Annotated in this window: 22 protein-coding genes; 14 read left to right on the forward strand and 8 right to left on the reverse strand. The window is 50.4% G+C overall.

The features are described 5' to 3' along the window. Positions 1-25: 25 nt before the first annotated feature. Positions 26-631 carry a TetR/AcrR family transcriptional regulator gene (locus tag CGC65_RS14260; protein ID WP_002567561.1) on the reverse strand — a complete coding sequence of 202 codons (606 nt, stop codon included), beginning with the start codon at positions 629-631 and terminating at the stop codon, positions 26-28. Between the two features lie 208 nt (positions 632-839). Between CGC65_RS14260 and CGC65_RS14265 the strand changes: the two genes are divergently transcribed. The 5 genes from CGC65_RS14265 (at position 840) to CGC65_RS14285 (ending at position 5,301) form a co-directional block, all read left to right on the forward strand. After that, positions 840-1,484 carry a hypothetical protein gene (locus tag CGC65_RS14265; RefSeq protein WP_002567562.1) on the forward strand — a complete coding sequence of 215 codons (645 nt, stop codon included), beginning with the start codon at positions 840-842 and terminating at the stop codon, positions 1,482-1,484. Then, positions 1,414-2,577, forward strand: coding sequence for a LuxE/PaaK family acyltransferase (locus CGC65_RS14270; protein ID WP_038281737.1), 1,164 nt, complete (start codon positions 1,414-1,416; stop codon positions 2,575-2,577). Before CGC65_RS14265 ends, CGC65_RS14270 begins: the two co-directional genes overlap by 71 nt. Further along, on the forward strand, positions 2,574-3,998 hold the full coding sequence (locus tag CGC65_RS14275) for an acyl-CoA reductase (protein WP_002567564.1): 1,425 nt from the start codon (positions 2,574-2,576) through the stop codon (positions 3,996-3,998). The genes CGC65_RS14270 and CGC65_RS14275 overlap by 4 nt, the downstream gene beginning before the upstream one ends. Positions 3,999-4,037: 39 nt before the next feature. Further along, positions 4,038-4,493: a GNAT family N-acetyltransferase gene (locus tag CGC65_RS14280; protein ID WP_002567565.1), complete on the forward strand. Its 456-nt coding sequence runs from the start codon at positions 4,038-4,040 to the stop codon at positions 4,491-4,493. 91 nt (positions 4,494-4,584) lie between these two features. Continuing rightward, on the forward strand, positions 4,585-5,301 hold the full coding sequence (locus CGC65_RS14285; RefSeq protein WP_002567566.1) for an acetyltransferase: 717 nt from the start codon (positions 4,585-4,587) through the stop codon (positions 5,299-5,301). Here the strand turns inward: CGC65_RS14285 and CGC65_RS14290 are convergent. From CGC65_RS14290 to CGC65_RS14300, 3 genes are read right to left on the reverse strand one after another with little or no spacing between them, the layout of a single operon-like run. Continuing rightward, positions 5,298-6,266 (reverse strand): anti-sigma-I factor RsgI family protein, encoded by a 969-nt coding sequence (locus CGC65_RS14290; protein WP_007037289.1) that lies wholly within the window; start codon positions 6,264-6,266, stop codon positions 5,298-5,300. The genes CGC65_RS14285 and CGC65_RS14290 overlap by 4 nt on opposite strands. Next, entirely contained in the window at positions 6,241-6,735 is a 495-nt protein-coding gene (locus CGC65_RS14295) for an RNA polymerase sigma factor (RefSeq protein ID WP_002567568.1), read from the reverse strand. Before CGC65_RS14295 ends, CGC65_RS14290 begins: the two co-directional genes overlap by 26 nt. Positions 6,736-6,780: 45 nt before the next feature. Next, positions 6,781-7,080, reverse strand: coding sequence for a hypothetical protein (locus tag CGC65_RS14300; RefSeq protein ID WP_002567569.1), 300 nt, complete (start codon positions 7,078-7,080; stop codon positions 6,781-6,783). Between the two features lie 224 nt (positions 7,081-7,304). On the opposite strand from CGC65_RS14300, the gene CGC65_RS14305 reads away from it, so the two are divergent. The 8 genes from CGC65_RS14305 (at position 7,305) to pepT (ending at position 15,567) form a co-directional block, all read left to right on the forward strand. Then, positions 7,305-7,838, forward strand: coding sequence for a Holliday junction resolvase RecU (locus CGC65_RS14305; protein ID WP_002567570.1), 534 nt, complete (start codon positions 7,305-7,307; stop codon positions 7,836-7,838). A 381-nt stretch (positions 7,839-8,219) separates the two neighbouring features. Next, positions 8,220-9,485 (forward strand): ATP phosphoribosyltransferase regulatory subunit, encoded by a 1,266-nt coding sequence (gene hisZ, locus CGC65_RS14310; protein ID WP_002567571.1) that lies wholly within the window; start codon positions 8,220-8,222, stop codon positions 9,483-9,485. Positions 9,486-9,507: 22 nt separating this feature from the next. Then, positions 9,508-10,161 (forward strand): ATP phosphoribosyltransferase, encoded by a 654-nt coding sequence (gene hisG / locus CGC65_RS14315; RefSeq protein WP_002567572.1) that lies wholly within the window; start codon positions 9,508-9,510, stop codon positions 10,159-10,161. Positions 10,162-10,200: 39 nt separating this feature from the next. After that, positions 10,201-11,493: a histidinol dehydrogenase gene (hisD, locus tag CGC65_RS14320; RefSeq protein WP_002567573.1), complete on the forward strand. Its 1,293-nt coding sequence runs from the start codon at positions 10,201-10,203 to the stop codon at positions 11,491-11,493. 18 nt (positions 11,494-11,511) lie between these two features. After that, positions 11,512-12,099, forward strand: a complete 588-nt coding sequence (gene hisB / locus CGC65_RS14325) for an imidazoleglycerol-phosphate dehydratase HisB (protein ID WP_002567574.1) — start codon at positions 11,512-11,514, stop codon at positions 12,097-12,099. Between the two features lie 80 nt (positions 12,100-12,179). After that, complete coding sequence (gene hisA / locus CGC65_RS14330; protein WP_002567575.1) at positions 12,180-12,899, forward strand: 1-(5-phosphoribosyl)-5-[(5-phosphoribosylamino)methylideneamino]imidazole-4-carboxamide isomerase; 720 nt, start codon at positions 12,180-12,182, stop codon at positions 12,897-12,899. Between the two features lie 26 nt (positions 12,900-12,925). Next, positions 12,926-14,239 carry a bifunctional phosphoribosyl-AMP cyclohydrolase/phosphoribosyl-ATP diphosphatase HisIE gene (hisIE, locus tag CGC65_RS14335; protein WP_002567576.1) on the forward strand — a complete coding sequence of 438 codons (1,314 nt, stop codon included), beginning with the start codon at positions 12,926-12,928 and terminating at the stop codon, positions 14,237-14,239. Between the two features lie 86 nt (positions 14,240-14,325). Further along, positions 14,326-15,567, forward strand: coding sequence for a peptidase T (pepT, locus tag CGC65_RS14340; RefSeq protein ID WP_002567577.1), 1,242 nt, complete (start codon positions 14,326-14,328; stop codon positions 15,565-15,567). A 115-nt stretch (positions 15,568-15,682) separates the two neighbouring features. Here the strand turns inward: pepT and CGC65_RS14345 are convergent, their stop codons facing one another. The 3 genes from CGC65_RS14345 to CGC65_RS14355 are packed head-to-tail and all read right to left on the reverse strand — an operon-like array spanning position 15,683 to position 17,487. After that, entirely contained in the window at positions 15,683-16,225 is a 543-nt protein-coding gene (locus CGC65_RS14345) for a hypothetical protein (RefSeq protein ID WP_002567578.1), read from the reverse strand. Further along, complete coding sequence (locus CGC65_RS14350) at positions 16,218-17,174, reverse strand: DUF1700 domain-containing protein (RefSeq protein WP_002567579.1); 957 nt, start codon at positions 17,172-17,174, stop codon at positions 16,218-16,220. Before CGC65_RS14350 ends, CGC65_RS14345 begins: the two co-directional genes overlap by 8 nt. Beyond that, complete coding sequence (locus CGC65_RS14355) at positions 17,167-17,487, reverse strand: PadR family transcriptional regulator (RefSeq protein ID WP_002567580.1); 321 nt, start codon at positions 17,485-17,487, stop codon at positions 17,167-17,169. Before CGC65_RS14355 ends, CGC65_RS14350 begins: the two co-directional genes overlap by 8 nt. Before the next feature lie 166 nt (positions 17,488-17,653). Between CGC65_RS14355 and CGC65_RS14360 the strand changes: the two genes are divergently transcribed. Continuing rightward, on the forward strand, positions 17,654-19,741 hold the full coding sequence (locus tag CGC65_RS14360; RefSeq protein ID WP_002567581.1) for an EAL domain-containing protein: 2,088 nt from the start codon (positions 17,654-17,656) through the stop codon (positions 19,739-19,741). 52 nt (positions 19,742-19,793) lie between these two features. On the opposite strand, the gene CGC65_RS14365 is transcribed toward CGC65_RS14360, so the two are convergent. After that, positions 19,794-20,228, reverse strand: coding sequence for a MarR family winged helix-turn-helix transcriptional regulator (locus CGC65_RS14365; RefSeq protein WP_002567582.1), 435 nt, complete (start codon positions 20,226-20,228; stop codon positions 19,794-19,796). Between the last annotated feature and the right edge of the window lie 23 nt (positions 20,229-20,251).

Here is a 20,251-nt window from a genome sequence, read left to right on the forward strand (position 1 = left end):
TATGTTCCTCCTCCTTTAACATATGTCACAGCATTACTTTGCTGAGCAGTAACCTCTCTGTAAGAGCGCCCCAATCACCGCTGTCATACTGGACCCCCTTCATGTTGGCCATGGCTGCCAGGCCATGTACGGCTGCCCACATTACCAAAAGGTCATCTCTTAATTCTTTTTCATCAATGTTTAGTTCCCTCATTCCTCTTTTCGCGCCGGTTACAAAAATTTCAAACGGAGTAAAAGAGCTGTTCCATGTGATTTCTGTTTCTTTTATTTGTATGCCCAGATATTCACTGTCAAATAAGAAATTAAAATAGTGCGGATACTCTGCAAAAAATTCCACATAGGCCACGCCCATTGAGATTGTAACATGATGGCAGGGATTATCTTCAACCGCCTGTTTCAGAGCGGCTGCAAATCTGTCAATCACATAAGAATACATTTCCCGGAGCAGATCGTCCATGTTTCCAAAATGATTATAGCAGGCAGCCGCTGATACACCTACTTTCTTTGCCGCCTTTCGCAGAGAAAACTTTTCAATTCCTTCCTCATGGATTAACGCAATTCCCTGTTCAATGAGTGCTTCTTTTAAATTACCAAAATGATATGGTTTTTTCCCGCCTATATCTGTATTCATATTACATTTCTCCATGTTAACGTGTGTTAATATATAGTATAGCTGATATGTTAACATGTGTCAACATAAATACATACGGTTTGATTTTATTCCATTTTATGAAGATATCCTTAATATCTGGAGCCCTCCATTGACTTGCTTTCTTTGGTCCAATATACTGGATAATATAGTAAATTTCATTTGGGCAGAGGGGAATGGAGGGAATATTGTGAAGCAATGTGGCTGGGGGAGAAAACGGGCCAAGAGAGCAGGCGTTATGGCGGGAATCCTTGCGGGAATCTTTGGGGTTTTCCTGGGGTGCGGCGGGTGCGGGCAGGGACGGCAAAACGCACAGGACGTATCCGGAGCCGTACCTGCATATCAGTTTGCCCCGGGATTTGGAATTATAGCCCATTCACCGTATCCTGTATATGTTCTGGAGGATGAAAATGGATATGCTGTCAGTAAGGATGGCGTGAAAGTGGAATTAGTGCGTGGGATGATGCAGGATAATGAGCTCATCGCTGAGCTGCGCATATTAGATTACAGGAAAAACAGCCAGAGGGATGATAGGGGCGCGGATTCCTGGATCTATGATATACGCTGCTTTGGACCGGGAATACCGGATACCGGGTATACTGCAGAACGGATGGGAACACACAGCGAAAACCGGGAAAACGGGGACGGCGGATACAGGGAAACGCTGGCAGAGTTCTGTACCGTGTCCAAAATACGGGAGCGCCAGGGGATGCTGGGCTGGCAGCAGGAAAGAACAATGTACCGCAAGGATATTGGGAGGCTATATGGAAGGATACGGAATCACAAGAGGCAGGTTAAGCAGATACCGGCTTTTCTGGACAAAGAATATCTATGACAGACAGGGCGCAGAGCAGATGTTTTTTTCCGCAGTCAGAGAGAACTGTGCTTACCATTACAGGCACTGCCGGGAATACAGCAAAATCCTTAAAAGGTCAGGATTCCGGCCGGGACACTTGGAAAGCAGCCGGGATATAGGGAGAATTCCCGTTCTGCCCACCCTGTTTTTCAAACATCATGACATACACTCCATTGCCCCGGAGTGTACCTGGCTTAAAACCACATCCTCCGGGACTTCAGGAACTGCCAGCCAGGTGAATTTTGACGGCGGCGCTCTGCTGTGCGGTCTGGGTATGGTGGCGCGCACTGTATCAAAAAGGGGATTATTGTCTCTCAGACCGGCCCGTTACGTTATATTCGGCTATGAACCCCACAGAGATAACCGCACGGCGGTTGCCAGAAGCACTTTCGGGGCCACTTTTTTCGCACCGCCTCTCAGCAGGGATTATGCCCTGATATACCGTCAGGGACAGTATATCCCGAATCTGGAGCATGTCATGGACCGGCTTTGCCGGTACAGCCATGGGGCCGTGCCTGTGAGGATACTGGGCTTTCCGTCTTATGCATATTTTGCCTTGAAGCAGATGGAGGAGCGGGGAATACACCTTACGCTGCCGGGGGGATCCAAAATGATTCTTTCCGGCGGCTGGAAACAGTTTGAGGGACAGAAGGTGAACAAGGAGGTTCTCTATGGACTTGCGCGCCGTGTGCTTGGAATAGAGGACAAGGATGTTGCGGAATTTTTCAGCGCGGCGGAACATCCGGTGCTGTACTGTGATTGCAGGAACCATCATTTTCATGTTCCGGTGTACAGCCAGGTCATCATACGGGATATAAAGACCATGGAGCCTTTGGGATATGGCAGGCCTGGTCTGGTCAATCTTATCACGCCTATGATAAAGGCGGTTCCGGTTCTGAGTGTGATGACGGATGATGTGGGAGTGCTCCATGTGGGAAAGGAGTGCGGCTGCGGGATTGACGCTCCTTATCTGGAGCTTTTGGGGCGGGCAGGGGTAAGCGGTATTAAGACCTGCGCGGCCGGGGCCCAGGATATCCTGAATGGCACATATGGGAAGGAGGCTGCCAGGTGATTCTGTTTCAGGGAAGGGTATATGATACCATGCTTCAGGGAGAACTGCTGGGGCAGTTGGAAGCCCGAATCAATGATACCAGGCTGGGACGCGGACTGGAGCAGGAAAGGGTCATTCGCGGGCTGGTTCGGTTGGGGCAGGAGCTGAGAGAGGAACTGGAGAACGCTGCGCCGGGAAAGACGGCCGGAGAAGCCGGAAACCCGTGGATACCGGCCTGGCTGGGATGTCTGACCCGGTTTCTCAGCCGGGAATGGCTGGAATATAAGATAGAAACAGAACTGGGAGTAAAGGCAGGCAAAGGGCGAAAAAGTGAACCGGGAGGCAGTACAGAGTGCGAACCTGGCCCTAGCCATGAAGTATATCATTATACGGAATTACAAAAAATGGAGACTCATATACTCCCCCTGGGGACGCTCCTGCACATAACAGCCGGAAATATGGAAGGGCTGCCTGTATTCAGCATTGTGGAGGGACTGCTTACCGGAAATGTGAATATATTAAAGCTTCCGGGCAATGATGGAGGACTGTCCATGGATATTATTTTGCGTCTTATCCGTCTGGAACCCGCTCTGGCGGATTACATTTATGTCTTTGACACCTCGTCCGGGGACCTGCCTGCCATGAGGCGGCTGGAAGAAATGGCTGATGGTATTGTGGTATGGGGAGGAGATTCGGCGGTGGCTGCTGTGCGCAGAAGCGCGCCGCCAGGAACCAGACTCATTGAATGGGGGCATAAGCTTGGATTTGTATATATCTCCGGTTATGAGTGTAAGGATAAGGAGCTGTCTGCTCTGGCTGAGCATATAGTGTCCACACGGCAGCTGCTGTGCAGTTCCTGTCAGACTATATTTCTGGATACGGAGCGTATGGATGATGTGAATGAATTTTGCCGGGAATTTCTTCCGTATATGGAGAGGGCTGTTCTTTCCTGCCCGGGGCATGTATCACTGTTCCAGCCGGACATTTTACAGAAAGATTCCACGGTCCGGCCCGTGGAATCCCGGTTTGGCTCTGTGAATATGGCAGAGGCAGCCCTGGCGCTTCAGCAGCATAATGACAGGATGGAACAGATGGCGTATGGAAAAAAGAAAATGAGGAAGCTGTATCCGGGAAAGGGCTGCAGCCTTACGGCCTGCGGGGATCATGAGCTGGAGCTGTCTCCCATGTTTGGCAACTGTCTGGTAAAGCGCCTGCCGCAGGGGCAGCTGTTTGGTTGCTTAAGACGCCATAAGAGGCACCTCCAGACAGCAGGACTGATTTGCAGGGAGGACAGGCGGCCTGAGCTTATGAAGACTCTGGCGTCCGGCGGCGTGGCGCGTATTACCAGGGCAGGAACCATGTCATCGCCATTTGCGGGAGAGGCACATGACGGGGAATATGCCCTGCGAAGATATGTAAGATTTGTCAGCCAGGAGATGTAAATATGGATAAGGAACCACAGGGAGGATAGGGAGGTTAATATGGAGCTGGAATACCGGTTTGCCGACATAGATGAATTGGATTTTCTTGTGCGTATGCGGATAAGGGATTTGAGGATGTTTTCTGAATGTGCGGCAGGAACAAAATTGGAGGATGCCATACGAAGGTTTTATGAAATTAAAATGAAGGAAAATGCCTGCCGTACGCTTTTAGCATATGCGGGCAGGGAGCTGGCGGCCACGGCTACCCTGTATTTTTACGATGTACTGCCTTCCAATGAGAATCCCAGTGGAAGAGTGGGACAGATAACCAATGTATGGGTGGATGAGGCATTCCGACGTCAGGGCATTGCCACCCGCATGGTGGAGAGGCTGATGGAGGAGGCCAGGGGAGAGACCAAAATGGTGTGCCTCAATTCCTCAGAACAGGCACTTGGTATGTATGAGAGGATGGGGTTTTCCTCTAAAAAGGGATATCTGGTTTACTATTTGAGCTGATGGTGTGAAAAATTGCGGAACGTAGGTTAAGCAATGGCGATGGTGAAATAGGGAGATTGAAAGGGAGAAAAAAGGAATGGAGGATGGGAAAATGGGTGATGGTGAAATGAAAAATGATGAAATGAAAGATAGTGAAATAAAAGGCAGTGAAAGGAAAGTCAGGAATACCGGGGAACCGGTGAAACGCCTGCTCATATGGGGCGCAGGTGACCAGGGAATTGTAACACTGGATTGCGCGCTGGCCATGAACCGGTATAGCCGGATTGATTTTATGGAACTGAAAGAAAAGGGACACCGTGCCATTCCGGAATATCTGATCCGCAGGGAAGACGATGGATTGGACCAGATCCTGAAATCCTATGATGAGGTCATTGTTGCCACCGGCAGCAATGAACTGCGCGAAAAGAAAATATCCATGCTTGTATCCCTGGGAATTCCGCTTGCTGTCATCATACATCCCACGGCAGTCATAAGCCCTTTATCCAGGATAGCAAAAGGCTGCACCATACACCCTTATGCCGTCATAAACGCCTATGCATCCATAGGAACAGGCTGCATCATAAATACTCAGGCAGATATTGAGCACGACTGTGTGGTGGAGGATTTTGTGAATGTCTGTCCCAAGGTCTCCATGGCAGGTCATACGGTTGTGGGAAGGAAAACTTTTTTGGGAATTGGCTGCACCATCATAGATGGAATCAGGATTGGAACGGAGGCCACTGTGGGAGCGGGAGCCGTCGTGATCCGGGATGTGCCGGACCACGCGGCTGTGGCAGGCGTTCCTGCTAAAGATATAAGGAAAATCTAGTTCCGGCGGCTGTGATGCCGGCTGCCGTGACAGCCGGTTTCCTGACTGTCTGTCTGACTGTGGGAACGCTTGGCAGGCTGTGAGGAATTGTCAGGGAACTTATCCTGGAAATCTGCCTGGGATTCACCCTGGAAGTCTGCCTGGGATGATTCCGCCTGCGATTCCGCCTGAGATGATTCTTCCTGAGATTCCGCCTGGGATGATTCTGCCTGGGATGATTCCGCTTGAGATTCCGCCTGGGATTGCCCCTGTAGTTCCCCACGTATTCTCTGCTGCCGGTGTTCACAGTGTTCCGTGTGGACCTTTATCTCTTTCATGCTCTTATCCTTGAATTCATCCAGCGTGGCCTGGGGGTCCGCGGTGAGAAGCTCCTGTATGGCGTAATACTTTCCCAGCGACATCCCGTGTTCATGGGCTTCCTCACACATATGGCTGTCCACGCTGGCATACTCTGCCTTTACGCCATGGCACTGCATTAAGGCTGTGTTTACACACTCCTGAAGGCTTGAGAACATTTGCGGGTCGCCGTCTTTTGTTTCCAGCGTGATGGAGACCAGGGCGTCTTTTTTTAGATACTGCTGCATGGCATCGCTGGCCAGCAGGAGCGCCAGTGCCTCCTCATATTCCAGATGTTTAAGCGAAAGGGACTGCAGGACAGTTTCGCTTTCTTCACCGTAGGTGGTCTGGTCCACCACCTTTCCCCAGCGGTTGATGTCCAGTTCAATGCTGGGATTTACGTCTATGCTGATGACGGCTGCTTCCGTGTAGTACAGGCTGTAACCGCCCAGGCCGCTGGTGGCAAAGAGCAGGAGACAGGCAAGGGATACCGCCCACTTCATTCTGCGGGGCGCCGGCTTTCTGCTGCGGTGCATGTGTTTTATCACATATTCGCAGGTCCGTCCCTTCAAGACCTCATCACAGCTGACTGTATCAAACGCATCATGTATACTTTGTTTCACCCTCATCACCTCCCAGCATTTTTTTAAGCTCGGCTTTCGCCCTTGACAGATGTGTATATACGGTATTGACATTTTTATGTAAAATACCTGCAATCTCCACGGCTGAATAGCCCTCATAATAATGCAGATACACGATGATTCTGTATTTATCAGAAAGATTCATCACGGACTCCAGCACATGGGACAGGTCCTGGCTTTTTGTATCAGCCATGGACATGGCCTCTTCCAGAGAGCAGGTGTGTGTCCGGAAGAAACTGCGGAGCAAATCTTTGCACCTGTTTACGGTCACACGAATCAGCCATGCTTTTTTATGTTCCTCAGAATCAAAGGGTTCAGAAAAAAGGGCGTATTTCAAAAACACATCCTGAAACACGTCCTCTGTATCACTTTCATTTTTCATATAGACAAAGCAGATATGTTTTACCATATCCGCGTATTGCCCAATGGTCTGCTCTACATCTGATTCCTGCCGCATAGCCGCTCCATATGTCCGGTACTGCCAGGTGCAGTACTGTTTTCCCTATCTGTGATGTGAACCGCAGCCGCGTCTGCCATGATGGCTGTTTCCGCTATGGCATCCATACCCTGAGGGGTCCGATGAGGATGTCCGTCCATGGTTCCCGTCCGGGCATACCCAATCCCCGTCCTCTGACCAGTGGCCTTCACAGTCTCCGTGTTCATGGCTCCTGCAGTATTCGTAGTCCGTACAGTCAGCATATCCTCTGGGACAAGTCCAGTCAGCACCCCATGCAAGGCTGCTGCCCGCTGCGGTTAAGAGAATGCCTGTGGCTGCTGCTGCCATTATAGTTCTGATTTTCATGTTTTTCAATCTCCTTTTTTGATTCATTCACTATTAATACGATTGAGTCGCCGGAATCCTTTCATTTATTTTTGTTTTTATTTTTTAAATCTGCTTTTCATTTTTTAAATCTGCTGTGCTTGTGAAATATCCTTGATTTTGGTATACTTATCTGACGTACAGGATTAAGACACATTGGACACACTGTCCTGTAAATATATAATACATAAAAGGAATGAACTGACATGGGTACCTGGAATTCCAGAGGTTTAAGGGGCTCTACCCTTGAAGATTTGATTAACCATACCAACGATTTGTACAGGGAAAAGAAGCTGGCTCTGATACAGAAGATACCGACCCCCATCACCCCCATTGAAATTGACAAGTCCAGCCGCCACATCACCCTGGCCTATTTTGACCAGAAGAGTACCGTGGATTATATCGGGGCCGTACAGGGGATTCCGGTGTGTTTTGATGCCAAGGAATGCGCGGTAAAGACATTTCCCCTTCAAAATATCCATCCCCACCAGATTGAATTTATGGGGGAATTTGAGAAACAGGGCGGAATTGCATTTATCATCCTCTATTTTACCGGCCTGGATGAAATATATTATCTGCCTTTTGAACAGATAGAGGGATATTGGAAACGGATGGAGGAGGGAGGGCGCAAAAGCTTTACCTACGACGAGGTGGACAAGAGCTGGCGGGTCCGTTCCCATGCCGGCTTTCTGGTCCATTATCTGGAAGAAATACAAAAAGACCTGGACAGAAGGTCATAGGAGGTTTTGCGTGAAGCGCCGCGCCTTCCATGCTGCCTGTGCAGGTCCTTTCTTGGTCCGTACGTCTTTTTCATATCCTGTATTCTAATCCTGTTTTCACACCTTCTTTTATGCGCTCCTTTCAGCCCCATCTTCCGTACCACCCCGCATACCACCCCGCAGGTACATTTTCATTGACCAGCCCTGTAAATAAAAGTATAATAAGGTATATTGCACGATGGGCAGAATGGAATTTTAAAACTGCTTTGGGGACGCGAAAATATGATTGACAGCTCCATGGTTTTCCTCTATAATGAAACAATCACGTTAATGAATTAGCACTTTACCATAGAAAAGCAAAACGGGGTAAATGTGCGAGAAAACATAAAGGCAGGGAACAGGATGGCAGGGAATAATCGTTTGATTCATACGCCGGAGGGCGTAAAGGACAGTTATAACGGAGAATGCAGGAAAAAGCTGGCAGTTCAGGACAAGATTCTGGATACCTTTTATCTGTACGGATATGAGCATATCCAGACTCCGAGTTTTGAATATTTTGATATTTTCAGCAAGGACAGGGGAAGCGTGCCGGACAGGGAGATGTTTAAGTTCTTTGACCGGGACAACAACACCCTGGTGCTGAGGCCGGATATGACGCCGGCGGTTGCGCGGTGTGTGGCCAAGTACTTTATGGACGATCCCATGCCTCTTAGACTCTGCTACCTGGAACGCACTTTTAAGAATAACAGCAGTTATCAGGGCCGCCTTAAGGAGCGGGCTGAGACAGGGGCCGAGCTGATTGGGGATGATTCCGAGGATGCGGATGCCGAGATGATTGCCATGGTCATTGACAGCCTGAGACAGGCCGGCCTTAAGGAGTTCCAGGTGGAGCTGGGCCAGGTGGCCTTTTACAGAAGCCTTCTTAAGGAGGCCGGGCTGGAGGAGGAAGTTGAGGAAGAGCTGAATCAGTACATTGAAAATAAAAATTATTTTGCCGTGGAGGGTCTGCTCAAGAACCAGCCCGTGGACGAAGGGCTTAAGAAGGTTTTTCTGAAGCTTCCGGAGCTGTTCGGCTCCCTGGAGCAGATGCAGGAGGCGAAAAAGCTTACCGCCAATCCGGGGGCACTGGCTGCCATTGAACGGCTGGAGAAGGTACATTCCATTTTGGAGAGCAGGGGACTGGAAGCCTATGTGTCCTATGACCTGGGGATGCTCAGCAGATACCAGTACTATACAGGTATTATTTTTAAGGCATATACCTATGGAACCGGGGATTATATTGTTACAGGAGGCCGGTATGACAAGCTGCTGGTGCAGTTTGGAAAGGATACGCCTGCTGTGGGATTTGTGATTGTTGTGGACCAGCTGATGGCTGCCCTTTCCAGGCAGCAGATTGATGTTCCTGTGACGCTGGTGAACACGGTGATACTCTATGAGACTTCGGCCAGATCCCGGGCCCTGTGGCTGGGCAGCTATTTCAGGGACAAGGGGCTGGCCGTCCAGTCCATGAAGAAGAAGGAGCAGGTGGCGCTTGAGGATTACAAGGCCATGGCAATACAGAGGGGCATGCGCAATGTCCTGTACCTGAAGGGGGACGGGACCGTAGTGACAGCCATGGACACGGTGAACGGGAATACAGACCAGATACCCATTACCGCTTACGAGTAAACGCAGGGAGGCCGTGAAGAAGATGAGATATTTGACCATAGCGTTAGCCAAAGGAAGGCTTGCGGACAAAGCCATGGAGATGTTTGAGGCAATCGGCATTTCCTGTGATGAGATGAAGGATAAGGCTTCCAGGAAGCTTATCTTTGTAAATGAGGACCTGGGAGTGCGTTTTTTCCTTGCAAAGGCCAATGATGTGCCCACATACGTGGAGTACGGGGCGGCCGATATCGGAATAGTGGGCAGGGATACCATATTGGAGGAGGGCCGCAAGCTCTATGAGGTCATGGACCTTGGGGTGGGAAAATGCAGGATGTGCGTCTGCGGACCTGAATCAGCCAGGGAAAGGCTGGAGCACCATGAGCTGATTCGGGTGGCCACCAAGTATCCCAACATAGCAAAGGACTATTTTTATAACCAGAAGTATCAGACTGTGGAAATTATTAAGCTGAACGGTTCCATTGAGCTGGCCCCCATCGTGGGTCTGTCCGAGGTAATCGTGGATATTGTGGAGACTGGGTCCACCCTGCGGGAGAACGGACTTATGGTGTTGGAGGAAGTGTGCAGCCTGTCAGCCAGGATGGTGGTAAACCAGGTGAGCATGAAGACGGAAAATGAACGCATCACGGCCATTATCAAGAAATTCCAGGCATATCTTAAGGAGAATGCCGGAAGGTAGGTACAGGAGCAAAGTCAGGAAAGCGGAGGAATGTTAGGCATGAGAATCGTGACATTAGATAATAAGTCCATGGAGAATATTCTGGCGGACATGTTGAAAAGGGACCCCAATAATTACGACAGCTATACCCAGACCGTACAGGCCATTGTGGACGATGTAAAGGCAAGGGGAGACGAGGCGCTGTTTGAGTATACAAAGCGGTTTGACGGAGCGTCCCTGGATGGGAGCAGTATACGGGTGACCAGGGAGGAAATTGATGAGGCCATGAAACAGGTGGAACCGGGCCTTTTAAAGGTCATGGAGAGGTCCATGGACAATATCCGCCGTTATCATGAGAAGCAGAGGCAGAACAGCTGGTTTGACGCCCAGCCTGACGGCACCATCCTGGGCCAGAAGGTGACTGCCTTGGAGAGTGTGGGAGTGTATGTGCCCGGCGGCAAGGCGGCATATCCTTCCTCCGTCCTGATGAATATTATTCCGGCTGAGGTGGCAGGGGTGAAGCGCATCGCCATGGTGACGCCGCCCGGTAAGGACGGAAAGGTAAATCCGGTGACTCTGACAGCGGCTTACATGGCAGGAGCCACAGAGGTCTATAAGGCAGGCGGGGCACAGGCAGTGGCGGCCCTGGCTTTCGGCACGGCATCCATTCCCAGGGTAAATAAAATCGTGGGACCGGGCAATATCTTTGTGGCCCTGGCAAAAAAGGCTGTCTATGGCCATGTGAGCATTGACAGCATAGCAGGCCCCAGCGAAATCCTGGTGATAGCCGATGACAGCGCCAATCCGCGTTTTGTGGCCGCGGACCTGTTAAGCCAGGCAGAACACGATGAGCTGGCCAGCTCTATTTTGGTTACCACCAGCATGGAACTGGCCAGGAAGGTATCCGACGAGGTGGACGGATTCCTGAAGGTGCTGTCACGCAGCGACATCATTAAAAAATCCCTGGACAATTACGGTTATATCCTGGTGGCGGAATCCATGGAAAAGGCAGTGGAGACAGCCAACAGCATTGCGCCGGAGCACATGGAAATCGTCACCAGGAATCCCTTTGAGGTCATGACCAAAATTCAGAACGCGGGCGCCATCTTTATCGGTGAGTACAGCTCAGAACCATTGGGAGACTATTTTGCCGGCCCCAACCACATCCTGCCAACCAATGGGACAGCCAAATTTTTCTCGCCCCTGGGCGTGGATGACTTTATCAAGAAATCCAGCATTATCTATTATTCCAGGGAGGCCCTTGAGGCAGCCCATAAGGACATAGAGACATTTGCCGAGTCAGAGCACCTGACAGCTCACGCGAATTCCGTCAGAGTGCGTTTTGAACAATAGCAGGGAGGTATGACAGTTATGGAACGGATTGCATCCATCACCCGGGACACCAATGAAACACAGATATCCATGAGCCTTAACCTGGATGGCTCCGGCAGGGGGAATATCAACACAGGCATCGGATTCTTTGACCACATGTTAAACAGCTTTGCGCGCCACGGCTTTTTTGACCTGGACCTTGCGGTAAAGGGGGATTTGGAGGTGGATACCCACCACACCATAGAGGATACGGGAATCGTGCTGGGACAGGCTATCCGGAAGGCGGTAGGGGATAAAAAGGGGATTGTGCGCTACGGCTCCCAAATCCTGCCCATGGATGAATCCCTGGTGCTCTGTGCCCTGGACCTTTGCGGAAGGCCCTACCTGGTCTGGGACCTGGTTTTGGACCGGGAAAAGGTGGGGGATTTGGAGACTGAGATGGTGCGGGAATTTTTTTACGCGGTTTCCTATGGGGCGGAGATGAACCTTCATTTGAAGCAGCTTTCAGGGACAAACAACCACCATATCATTGAGGCTGCCTTTAAGGCATTCGCCAAGGCCCTGGACGGCGCAGTGGCCGCGGAACCCCGTCTCTCAGGCGTGCTTTCCACCAAGGGGAGTCTTTAGGATGGAAGATATGCCTGCCCTGTCCCCCGGAGCCTGCGTCCGAAGACATGGAGAAAATAATAGAATAAAAGGAGATTCATATGCAGTTATATCCGGCTATTGATATGAAGAACGGACAGTGTGTCCGGTTAAGACAGGGGGCATTTAAGGACATCACCATATACTCGGACGCCCCTGAAAAGGTGGCTGCCCACTGGCAGGAGAAGGGGGCATCCTTCCTGCATCTGGTGGACCTGGACGGCGCCCTGGCAGGTTATTCTGTCAATGAAGAGGTCATACGAAGGATTGCGGACACGGTTTCCATACCCATTGAGATTGGCGGCGGCATCCGTTCCAAAGAAGCAGTGGAGCGTATGCTGGACCTGGGGGTCAGGCGTGTTATTATCGGAACCAAGGCAGCGGAACACCCGGAATTTCTCAGGGATATGGTCAGAACATTTGGCGAGGAGGCCATTGTGGCAGGCGTGGACGCGAAGGACGGCATGGTGGCAGTGGAAGGATGGGAGAAAGTCAGCTCCCTTACCGCCTCGGACCTGTGTCTTACCATGAAGGAATACGGTGTCAGGCACATTGTCTATACCGACATATCCAGGGACGGCATGCTGTCCGGCCCTAATGTGGAGGCTACAAGGAAGCTTACAGAGGAGACAGGACTTGACATCATAGCCTCCGGCGGGGTATCCTGTATGGAGGATTTAAAATGCCTGCATGAGGCTGGTATCAGGGGAGCCATCATCGGAAAGGCCCTCTATGAGAACCGGATTGATCTTGCTGAGGCTGTAAGGCTTTATGAGGCTTAAGTACCAGAGAAAATGGAGAGATTCAAATGACTGATTGCAAGAAGCTGATTATGGGATTTGGTTACAGGAATGGAAAGACTTTTTCCTGGAACGGAAAGCTTGAGTATGAGGGCGGGCTTAAGGAGCTTGCCAGGACAGCCTGTGACAACGGGGCAGATGAAATATTTATCTGCGACCGTTCTTTTTCAGATGAGGACCATGAGGCTGTCATAGGCGCCATCAAGGAAACCGCCCGCACCGTGGATGAACCCATACTGGCGGGAGGACGAATCAGGCGCCTGGAGGATGTGAAAAAGTACCTCTACGCAGGAGCCAGCGCCGTATTCCTGGATGTGAGCTATGAAGACAACGTAGATATGATGAAGGAGGCAGCAGACCGGTTTGGCAGTGAAAAGATTTATGCCTATATGCCGGACCTGTCCTATCTGAACCGGGTGGAGGAATACATTCAGCTGGGCGCGTCCGTGATGATATGCAGGGCATCCGGTCCGGTTTTATCCCTGGCTGAGCTGGGTGAAATCGGGGAGATATCCTGCAGAAGCCTTATTTTCTGCGGCGGTCATGAAAATGTCCAGGAGATGGCCGGGGATCTGAAGCTGAGTCTGGGGTGTCCCCAGGTGGAGGGCGCTGTCCTGACTTTGGCGGAGGATAACCTGGACAAGGTGATGGAGCTGAAGCAGATTTTAAAAGGTGCGGGTATTGTCACGGACACCTTTGAGAGTTCGCTGGAATGGAAGAATTTCAAACTGGGAAGTGACGGCCTTATCCCTGTCATTGTCCAGGATTATAAGACCCTGGAGGTTCTGATGATGGCCTATATGAATGAGGAATCATTTCAGGCCACACTGGCGTCAGGAAGGATGACCTATTTTAGCAGGAGCAGGCAGAAGCTGTGGCTGAAGGGTGAGACCAGCGGCCACTTCCAGTATGTAAAATCCCTGAAGATTGACTGTGACAACGACACCATTCTGGCGTCAGTAAAGCAGGTGGGAGCTGCCTGCCATACCGGAAACCGATCCTGTTTCTTTACCACGCTGGCGGAGAAGGAATATAAGGAAACCAATCCCCTGAAGGTATTTGAGGAGGTATTTGGGGTCATACTGGACCGTAAGGAGCATCCGAAGGAAGGCTCATACACCAATTATCTGTTTGACAAGGGAATTGACAAGATACTTAAGAAGCTGGGAGAGGAGGCTACGGAAATTGTTATAGCGGCCAAGAACCCTAACCCGGAAGAAATCAAATACGAGATTTCGGATTTTCTCTACCATATGATGGTACTCATGGCGGACCGCGGCATTACATGGGAGGAAATCACGGAGGAACTGGCAAACCGTTAGCGGCGGGAAACAGGGGAAGTACAGACACGCCTTGGTAATATAATGCCGGTAATATAATAATGAAAATCGCAGGAGGTAATGGAGAGGTGGCAGAAATATCGGAGGTTACAGCGAGACTGCTGGATTACGTTTTATACGACACCCAGTCAGAGGATGACAGGGAGTCCATTCCCAGCACCAAGAAGCAGTTTGAACTGGCGCATAAGCTGGCCGGGGAGCTTAAGGAGCTGGGGGCATCCCAGGTGAGGATAAGTGAGCAGGGATATGTGTACGCATGTATTCCCGCCAATCTGGAGGAGGGAAAAACATGTCCCTCCCTGGGTTTTATCGCCCATATGGATACAGCTCCCTCCTTCTCGGGCAAGGATGTAAAGCCGCAGTTCATCCGGGACTATGACGGACAGGACATCTGTCTGAACAGGGAACAGGACCTATGGATGAGGACAGCGGATTTTCCGGATTTGAAGGCATATGAGGGCAAGACGTTGATTACTACGGATGGGACCACGCTGCTGGGAGCAGACGATAAGGCCGGTATCGCTGAAATCATGACCATGGCCGCCTATTTTCTTGGACATCCGGAAGTAAAACACGGAACAATCTGTATCGGCTTCACACCGGACGAGGAGGTGGGCCGGGGAGCAGACGGCTTTGATGTGGATGGCTTCGGGGCTGATGTGGCCTACACTGTGGATGGCGGAGCGCTGGGAGAGCTGGAATACGAAAACTTCAATGCCGCTTCCGGCAGGGTGACGGTCCATGGGGCCAATATCCATCCGGGCACGGCCAAGGGACGTATGAGAAACGCCCTGCTCATGGCAATGGAGTTCCAGTCACTGCTTCCGGCAAATGAGAACCCTATGTATACAGAAGGGTATGAGGGTTTTTATCATCTGGACAGGATGACAGGCTGTGTGGAGGAAGCCAGGATGGATTACATCATCAGGGACCATGACAGGGCGAAGTTTGAGCGCAGGAAGGAATTGTTTTCCCAGGCAGCGGGATTTCTGAACCAGAAATATGGTTCCGGAACCGTGGAGGCAGCGGTGAAGGATTCCTATTATAACATGAAAGAGAAAATTGAGCCTCATATGGACCTGATTGATAAGGCCAAGGCATCCATGGAGAAGCTGGGTATCCAGCCAATCGTGGTTCCGATCCGGGGAGGCACGGATGGAGCCAGACTGTCATATATGGGGCTGCCCTGTCCGAACCTGTGCACAGGAGGCCATAATTTCCATGGAAAATATGAATTTATTCCGGTACAGTCCATGGAAAAGATAACAGAGCTTCTTATAGAGATTGCCAGGTCGTTTGCAGAAGCATAGCGTTGGTTTGTTCTTTCCTGATTTAACAAAAGAAACATCCCTCCCGCCTGTAAAGGGGGAGGGATGAATTGCAGGAAACAAACTTAACGGCAGTGCCGGTCGCGGATTGAAACAATTACGGAAGACGCAGCATATCTCTGTCTTCCGGATGCACCAGCACCTTAATCTGTGTGATGCCGGAGGACTTATAGGAATGAAGCTGCCGTGCCTTTAAATCCTTTAAAAACAGGTCTTTGTTTCTCATAAAACGTTCAAAGTCATCGGATATATCATAACTGTCTATACCCACATAGCTGCCCTCTGAGTATTCCACATAGGGGCGGACAGCGGCAGCGTTATAGGTGACCTGAAAGCGGATTATGCCGCGGGGAACGGAGTTATCGGCCACAATATCCTCTTCTGATTCAGGCAGGCGGTCTGTCCGGATAATATCCAGACAGGTATCCTCCGGGGATTCCAGTTCAGATGTCTCCTCAGAGTGATGGGACTGGCCCATATCATAATCCAATATCTCTGTTTTCATGTCAACAGGGCCTGCATCTGCATCGCCCATATAGGTAAAGGATGAAAACTCGGAAAATGTTATTCCGGTGCCCAGGCCTGCGGCGAAAACGCCTGTGCAGAACAGGGCTATCATATATGACTGCAGTTTACGCATGCTGCACCTCCTCTGAAGCGTTCTGGTCCATGTCCGTGGAAAGGGCGGTGTTCCCGGTATTGCGGCGGAGCCTTAACAGGCTTATGCACAGGATGGAAAATGAGCCTGCGCAGAGAACAACACCCAGGCTTAGCAGGGCAGGGCCTGCAAAGGGATATCCCTGAACCGTCCATACCAGAAATACTGCCAGAAGATATAATGAAAACAGGGTAAGACATCCATTAAACAATGTCAGGATAAAAAGCAGAATGTTCCAGGTCCAGCGCAAGCAGAAGTACATGCACCACAGGGCCAGGGAAAGGCAGGAGGAGAAAAGAACTCCCAGACCGCATAACATACCCTTTATCACGCGGCATATGGATGATCCGGCGCGTTTAAATGCGTTTCGCACCGTATTTTGGACAGTGCTTTGGTCATGGACATGGTCTGTCCTTGGAACAGGCGGTATCCTGGGAACGCCTGTCTGGGAGTGTTCGGATGATGGTGTGAAGTCTGCTCCGTTTATATTTACAACCTCCATCTTTGTCCTGAGATGACGGAGGAAGCGGGGCCGGCGGGCCGGAATCCGTGAAAAGAAGGTCCGTGTTTTCCCTATCAGGACACCGGTATTCTGCACGGCTGCCGCTGCTATTCTATGTAAGAACCGTCCGGCTGCCCGGGCAATACCCAGAAAGCCGGATCGGGCCCTGCGGATTAAGTCTCTGACTCTCAAAACGGGGGATAGGGTCCGGTTTCCGCTATAATCCGGGTTTACGTGGTATGCCTCCAGAATCTCTGCCGCCAGCTGGCCGAGATCACCGAAATCCCCGATGGCTTCCTCCTCGCTGAGGCCCCTTTCCATCTTCATGTCAATATGCTGGGTGTATTCCTCCAGAATATCCTGCTGTTCCTTTTCTTCCAGCACAGCCAGGCCGTTCTTAAGTTCATCTAAAAACTCTGTTTTATTCATCTCCATGCTCCTTTAAAAATGTACATACTTTCTGCTGGAACTCGTCCCATTCCCGCTCCAGAACATCCCGGTACAGGATGCCGGCGGCAGTCAGATGGTAATATTTTCTGGGAGGCCCTTCCGTGGATTCCCGCAAGTATGTTTCAAAATAATGTTCATTGGTCAGTCTCTTTAAGAGAGGGTAGATGGTCCCTTCATTGACATCAATGACCTTGGATACTTCCTCTACCAGTTCATAGCCATACATATCCCTTTTTCGTACTGATTCAAGGACCACCAGCTCAAGGACTCCTTTTTTAAATTGTGGATTCATGGTCAGTAACCCTCCTTGTGATTACTATATTATACATACTACTATGTATTGTCAAGTACTATAAATAAATTAATATTTAACTTATCCTTAACAAATCTTTCCAAAGCCTGTATAATGATTACGTAGCTGCATTTTTAGAACAATAAGACCTCAGGGGAGGGGAGACATGGAGAGAATCCGTCAATTTCTCAATAAGAATATTTATATATTTTCAGTGCGTCAGGGGCTTTTGCTGACCATTCCATTTTTGATTCTCGGCTCCTTTTCCATGGTCATTATGCAGTTTCCGCTGAAGGCCTGGCAGGAGCTTTTGCCTGGGTTTGCAGGGGGCAGTGTGAAGCTGCTGCTCATGGCTGTGTACCAGGCCACCTTCGGCTCCCTTTCCTTTATCTTTGCATTAATGATATCCTACTCCTACGGGGAAGAGCAGACTGTGTATAAGAATACCCATATATTTTTCCCGGCAGTGGCCCTGTGCTCATTCATTGCATTTACCTATCCATCAGGCGGGCTGTCCATATGGGGGCCGGAGTGGAGCTTTACGGCCATATGCATTACCCTCATCAGCTGCTTCCTCCTGACCGGAATTTACCATTGGGTGGAGGGATACCGTCATCTGTATACCATGGGAGTGGCCTATAATTTCAACGCCTCTATGCAGAGCATGATTCCTGCTGTTGTCACGATTGGGCTGTGCGGGCTTTCCGGCCTGGTTCTGAGTCTGGCTTTTGACGATGTGAATATCATGAATTTCGGTTCTTATCTGTTTCTCAAGCTGTTCGGCCAGATGGGAAACGGCCTGTTTTCCATACTTTTATATATCCTGTTGTCCCATGTGCTGTGGTTTTTTGGAATACACGGGACCAATACGCTGGAGGCTGTATCCCGCAGGCTGTTTGAGTCAGAGGTGACGGCCAACCAGGCTATGGCAGCCCAGGGGCTGGAGCCCACCCATATGTTCAGCAAAACGTTTCTGGATACCTTTGTGTTCATCGGAGGCAGCGGATGTGCCCTGTGCATGGTTCTGGCCCTGTTTCTTGCTGCCAGGAAGAATAATAACCGCAGACTGGCCAAACTTTCCCTTCCTGCGGTTGTATTCAATATCAATGAGTTGGTATTGTTTGGATTTCCCATCATATTCAGTGCAGATATGATTCTGCCTTTTATACTGACTCCTATGGTTCTGTCGGTCATCAGCAGTTTTGCCATGTGGTTTGGCCTGGTGCCCGTGGCTTCCCGGAGTGTGGAATGGACTGTGCCGGTGCTTGCCAGCGGCTATCTGGCAACAGGAAGTGTAAGCGGAAGCCTGCTACAAGCCTTTAACCTGATTGTGGGTACCATGATTTATATTCCCTTTATTAAACAGAGCGAACGGGTCCAGGACCGTGAATTTCTGGGAAAAATCAAGAGACTGGAGGCATCCATGAATGAGGATGAACGCTCGGTTTGGGTCAGGGATTTCCGCTGGAATACCTACGAAAACCAGCAGACAGCCAAGCTGCTGGCGTCAGACCTGGAATATGCCCTGTCCAAGGGAGCGCTGGAGTTATACTACCAGCCCCAGGTGAAACGTGACGGAACCCTCTATGGATGCGAGGCACTGCTGCGTTGGAACTACATGGGCCAGGGCTTTGTGTATCCGCCCCTTATCATTGCGCTGGCTGTCCAGGGGGATTTCATCGGATCTCTGGGCATGTATATTGTAGAGAAGGCCTGCCGTGACATGGCGGGGGCGCACACTCAGGCAGGCTGCCCGGTATCCTTTTCCGTAAATATCCTGCCTCTGGAGCTGGAGGATCCGTCCTTTGCAGATCATGTTTTGAGAATTTTGAAGGATACCGGTGTGGAGGGCAGTAATTTGACCATTGAACTGACAGAGCAGGTGGCGCTGAATCCCGGCCCCAATCTGGAACGCCAGTTGGAGAAACTGAGAGAGTCCCGGGTGCGTATCAGCATGGATGACTTTGGAATGGGCCATGGTTCCCTTAACTATCTGAATTCTGCCCATTATGACGAGGTTAAGATTGACGGATCCCTTATCCGGCGCCTGCCGGAACATACCCAGACATGTGAACTGGTGGGCAACATTATGAACATGTCCCGGATTCTGGGAGTCAGCACAGTGGCTGAGTGCGTGGAGACGCCGGAGCAGATTCAGATGCTGGAGAAGCTGGGATGCAGCATTTACCAGGGATACTATTACAGCAGGCCTCTGCCGCTGGACGCATTCATTGAGTATGTGAAAGGTCTGTAGTGTGTGTCTGGAGCTGGTGGTTTCCGGCAGCCTGGGAGTACAGCTGAGCGTGTCAGTCCAGCCTGGAGAGCACGTCTGACAGTGTCAGCACAGCCTGCTCCAGCCGCTCCATATCTTCAGACCCCAGTTCCTGTTTCAGTTTATCTGCAAAAGAGGTGTCTTTATAAATCGTATTTATCATATAATCCTTGGCGCGTTCAGTCACTTCTATGACGATGCAGCGCCGGTCGTGTTCTGTTGGAAGCCTTCTGACAAAGTCGTGGCTGCACAGGATTTCTATGAGCTTGGTTGCCTGTTGTTTGCTGACATTTAAGTGCCGGGTGAGCTCTGTCATGGTCATGGGACCTTTGCGGAGCAGTACCTGCAGACAGTAATAGGTTTCCAGACTCATCTTATCCTTCATAAATGCCTTGAAGGGTTTATCAATCCTGTAATGCCAATAGGGGAGCAGACGGAGCAGTTCCTCGGTGAAGTTTTTGTTATTCATTTTCTGACCTCCTTGATCCATCT

Origin of the sequence: Enterocloster bolteae (assembly GCF_002234575.2) — a bacterium.
Lineage (GTDB): Bacteria > Bacillota > Clostridia > Lachnospirales > Lachnospiraceae > Enterocloster > Enterocloster bolteae.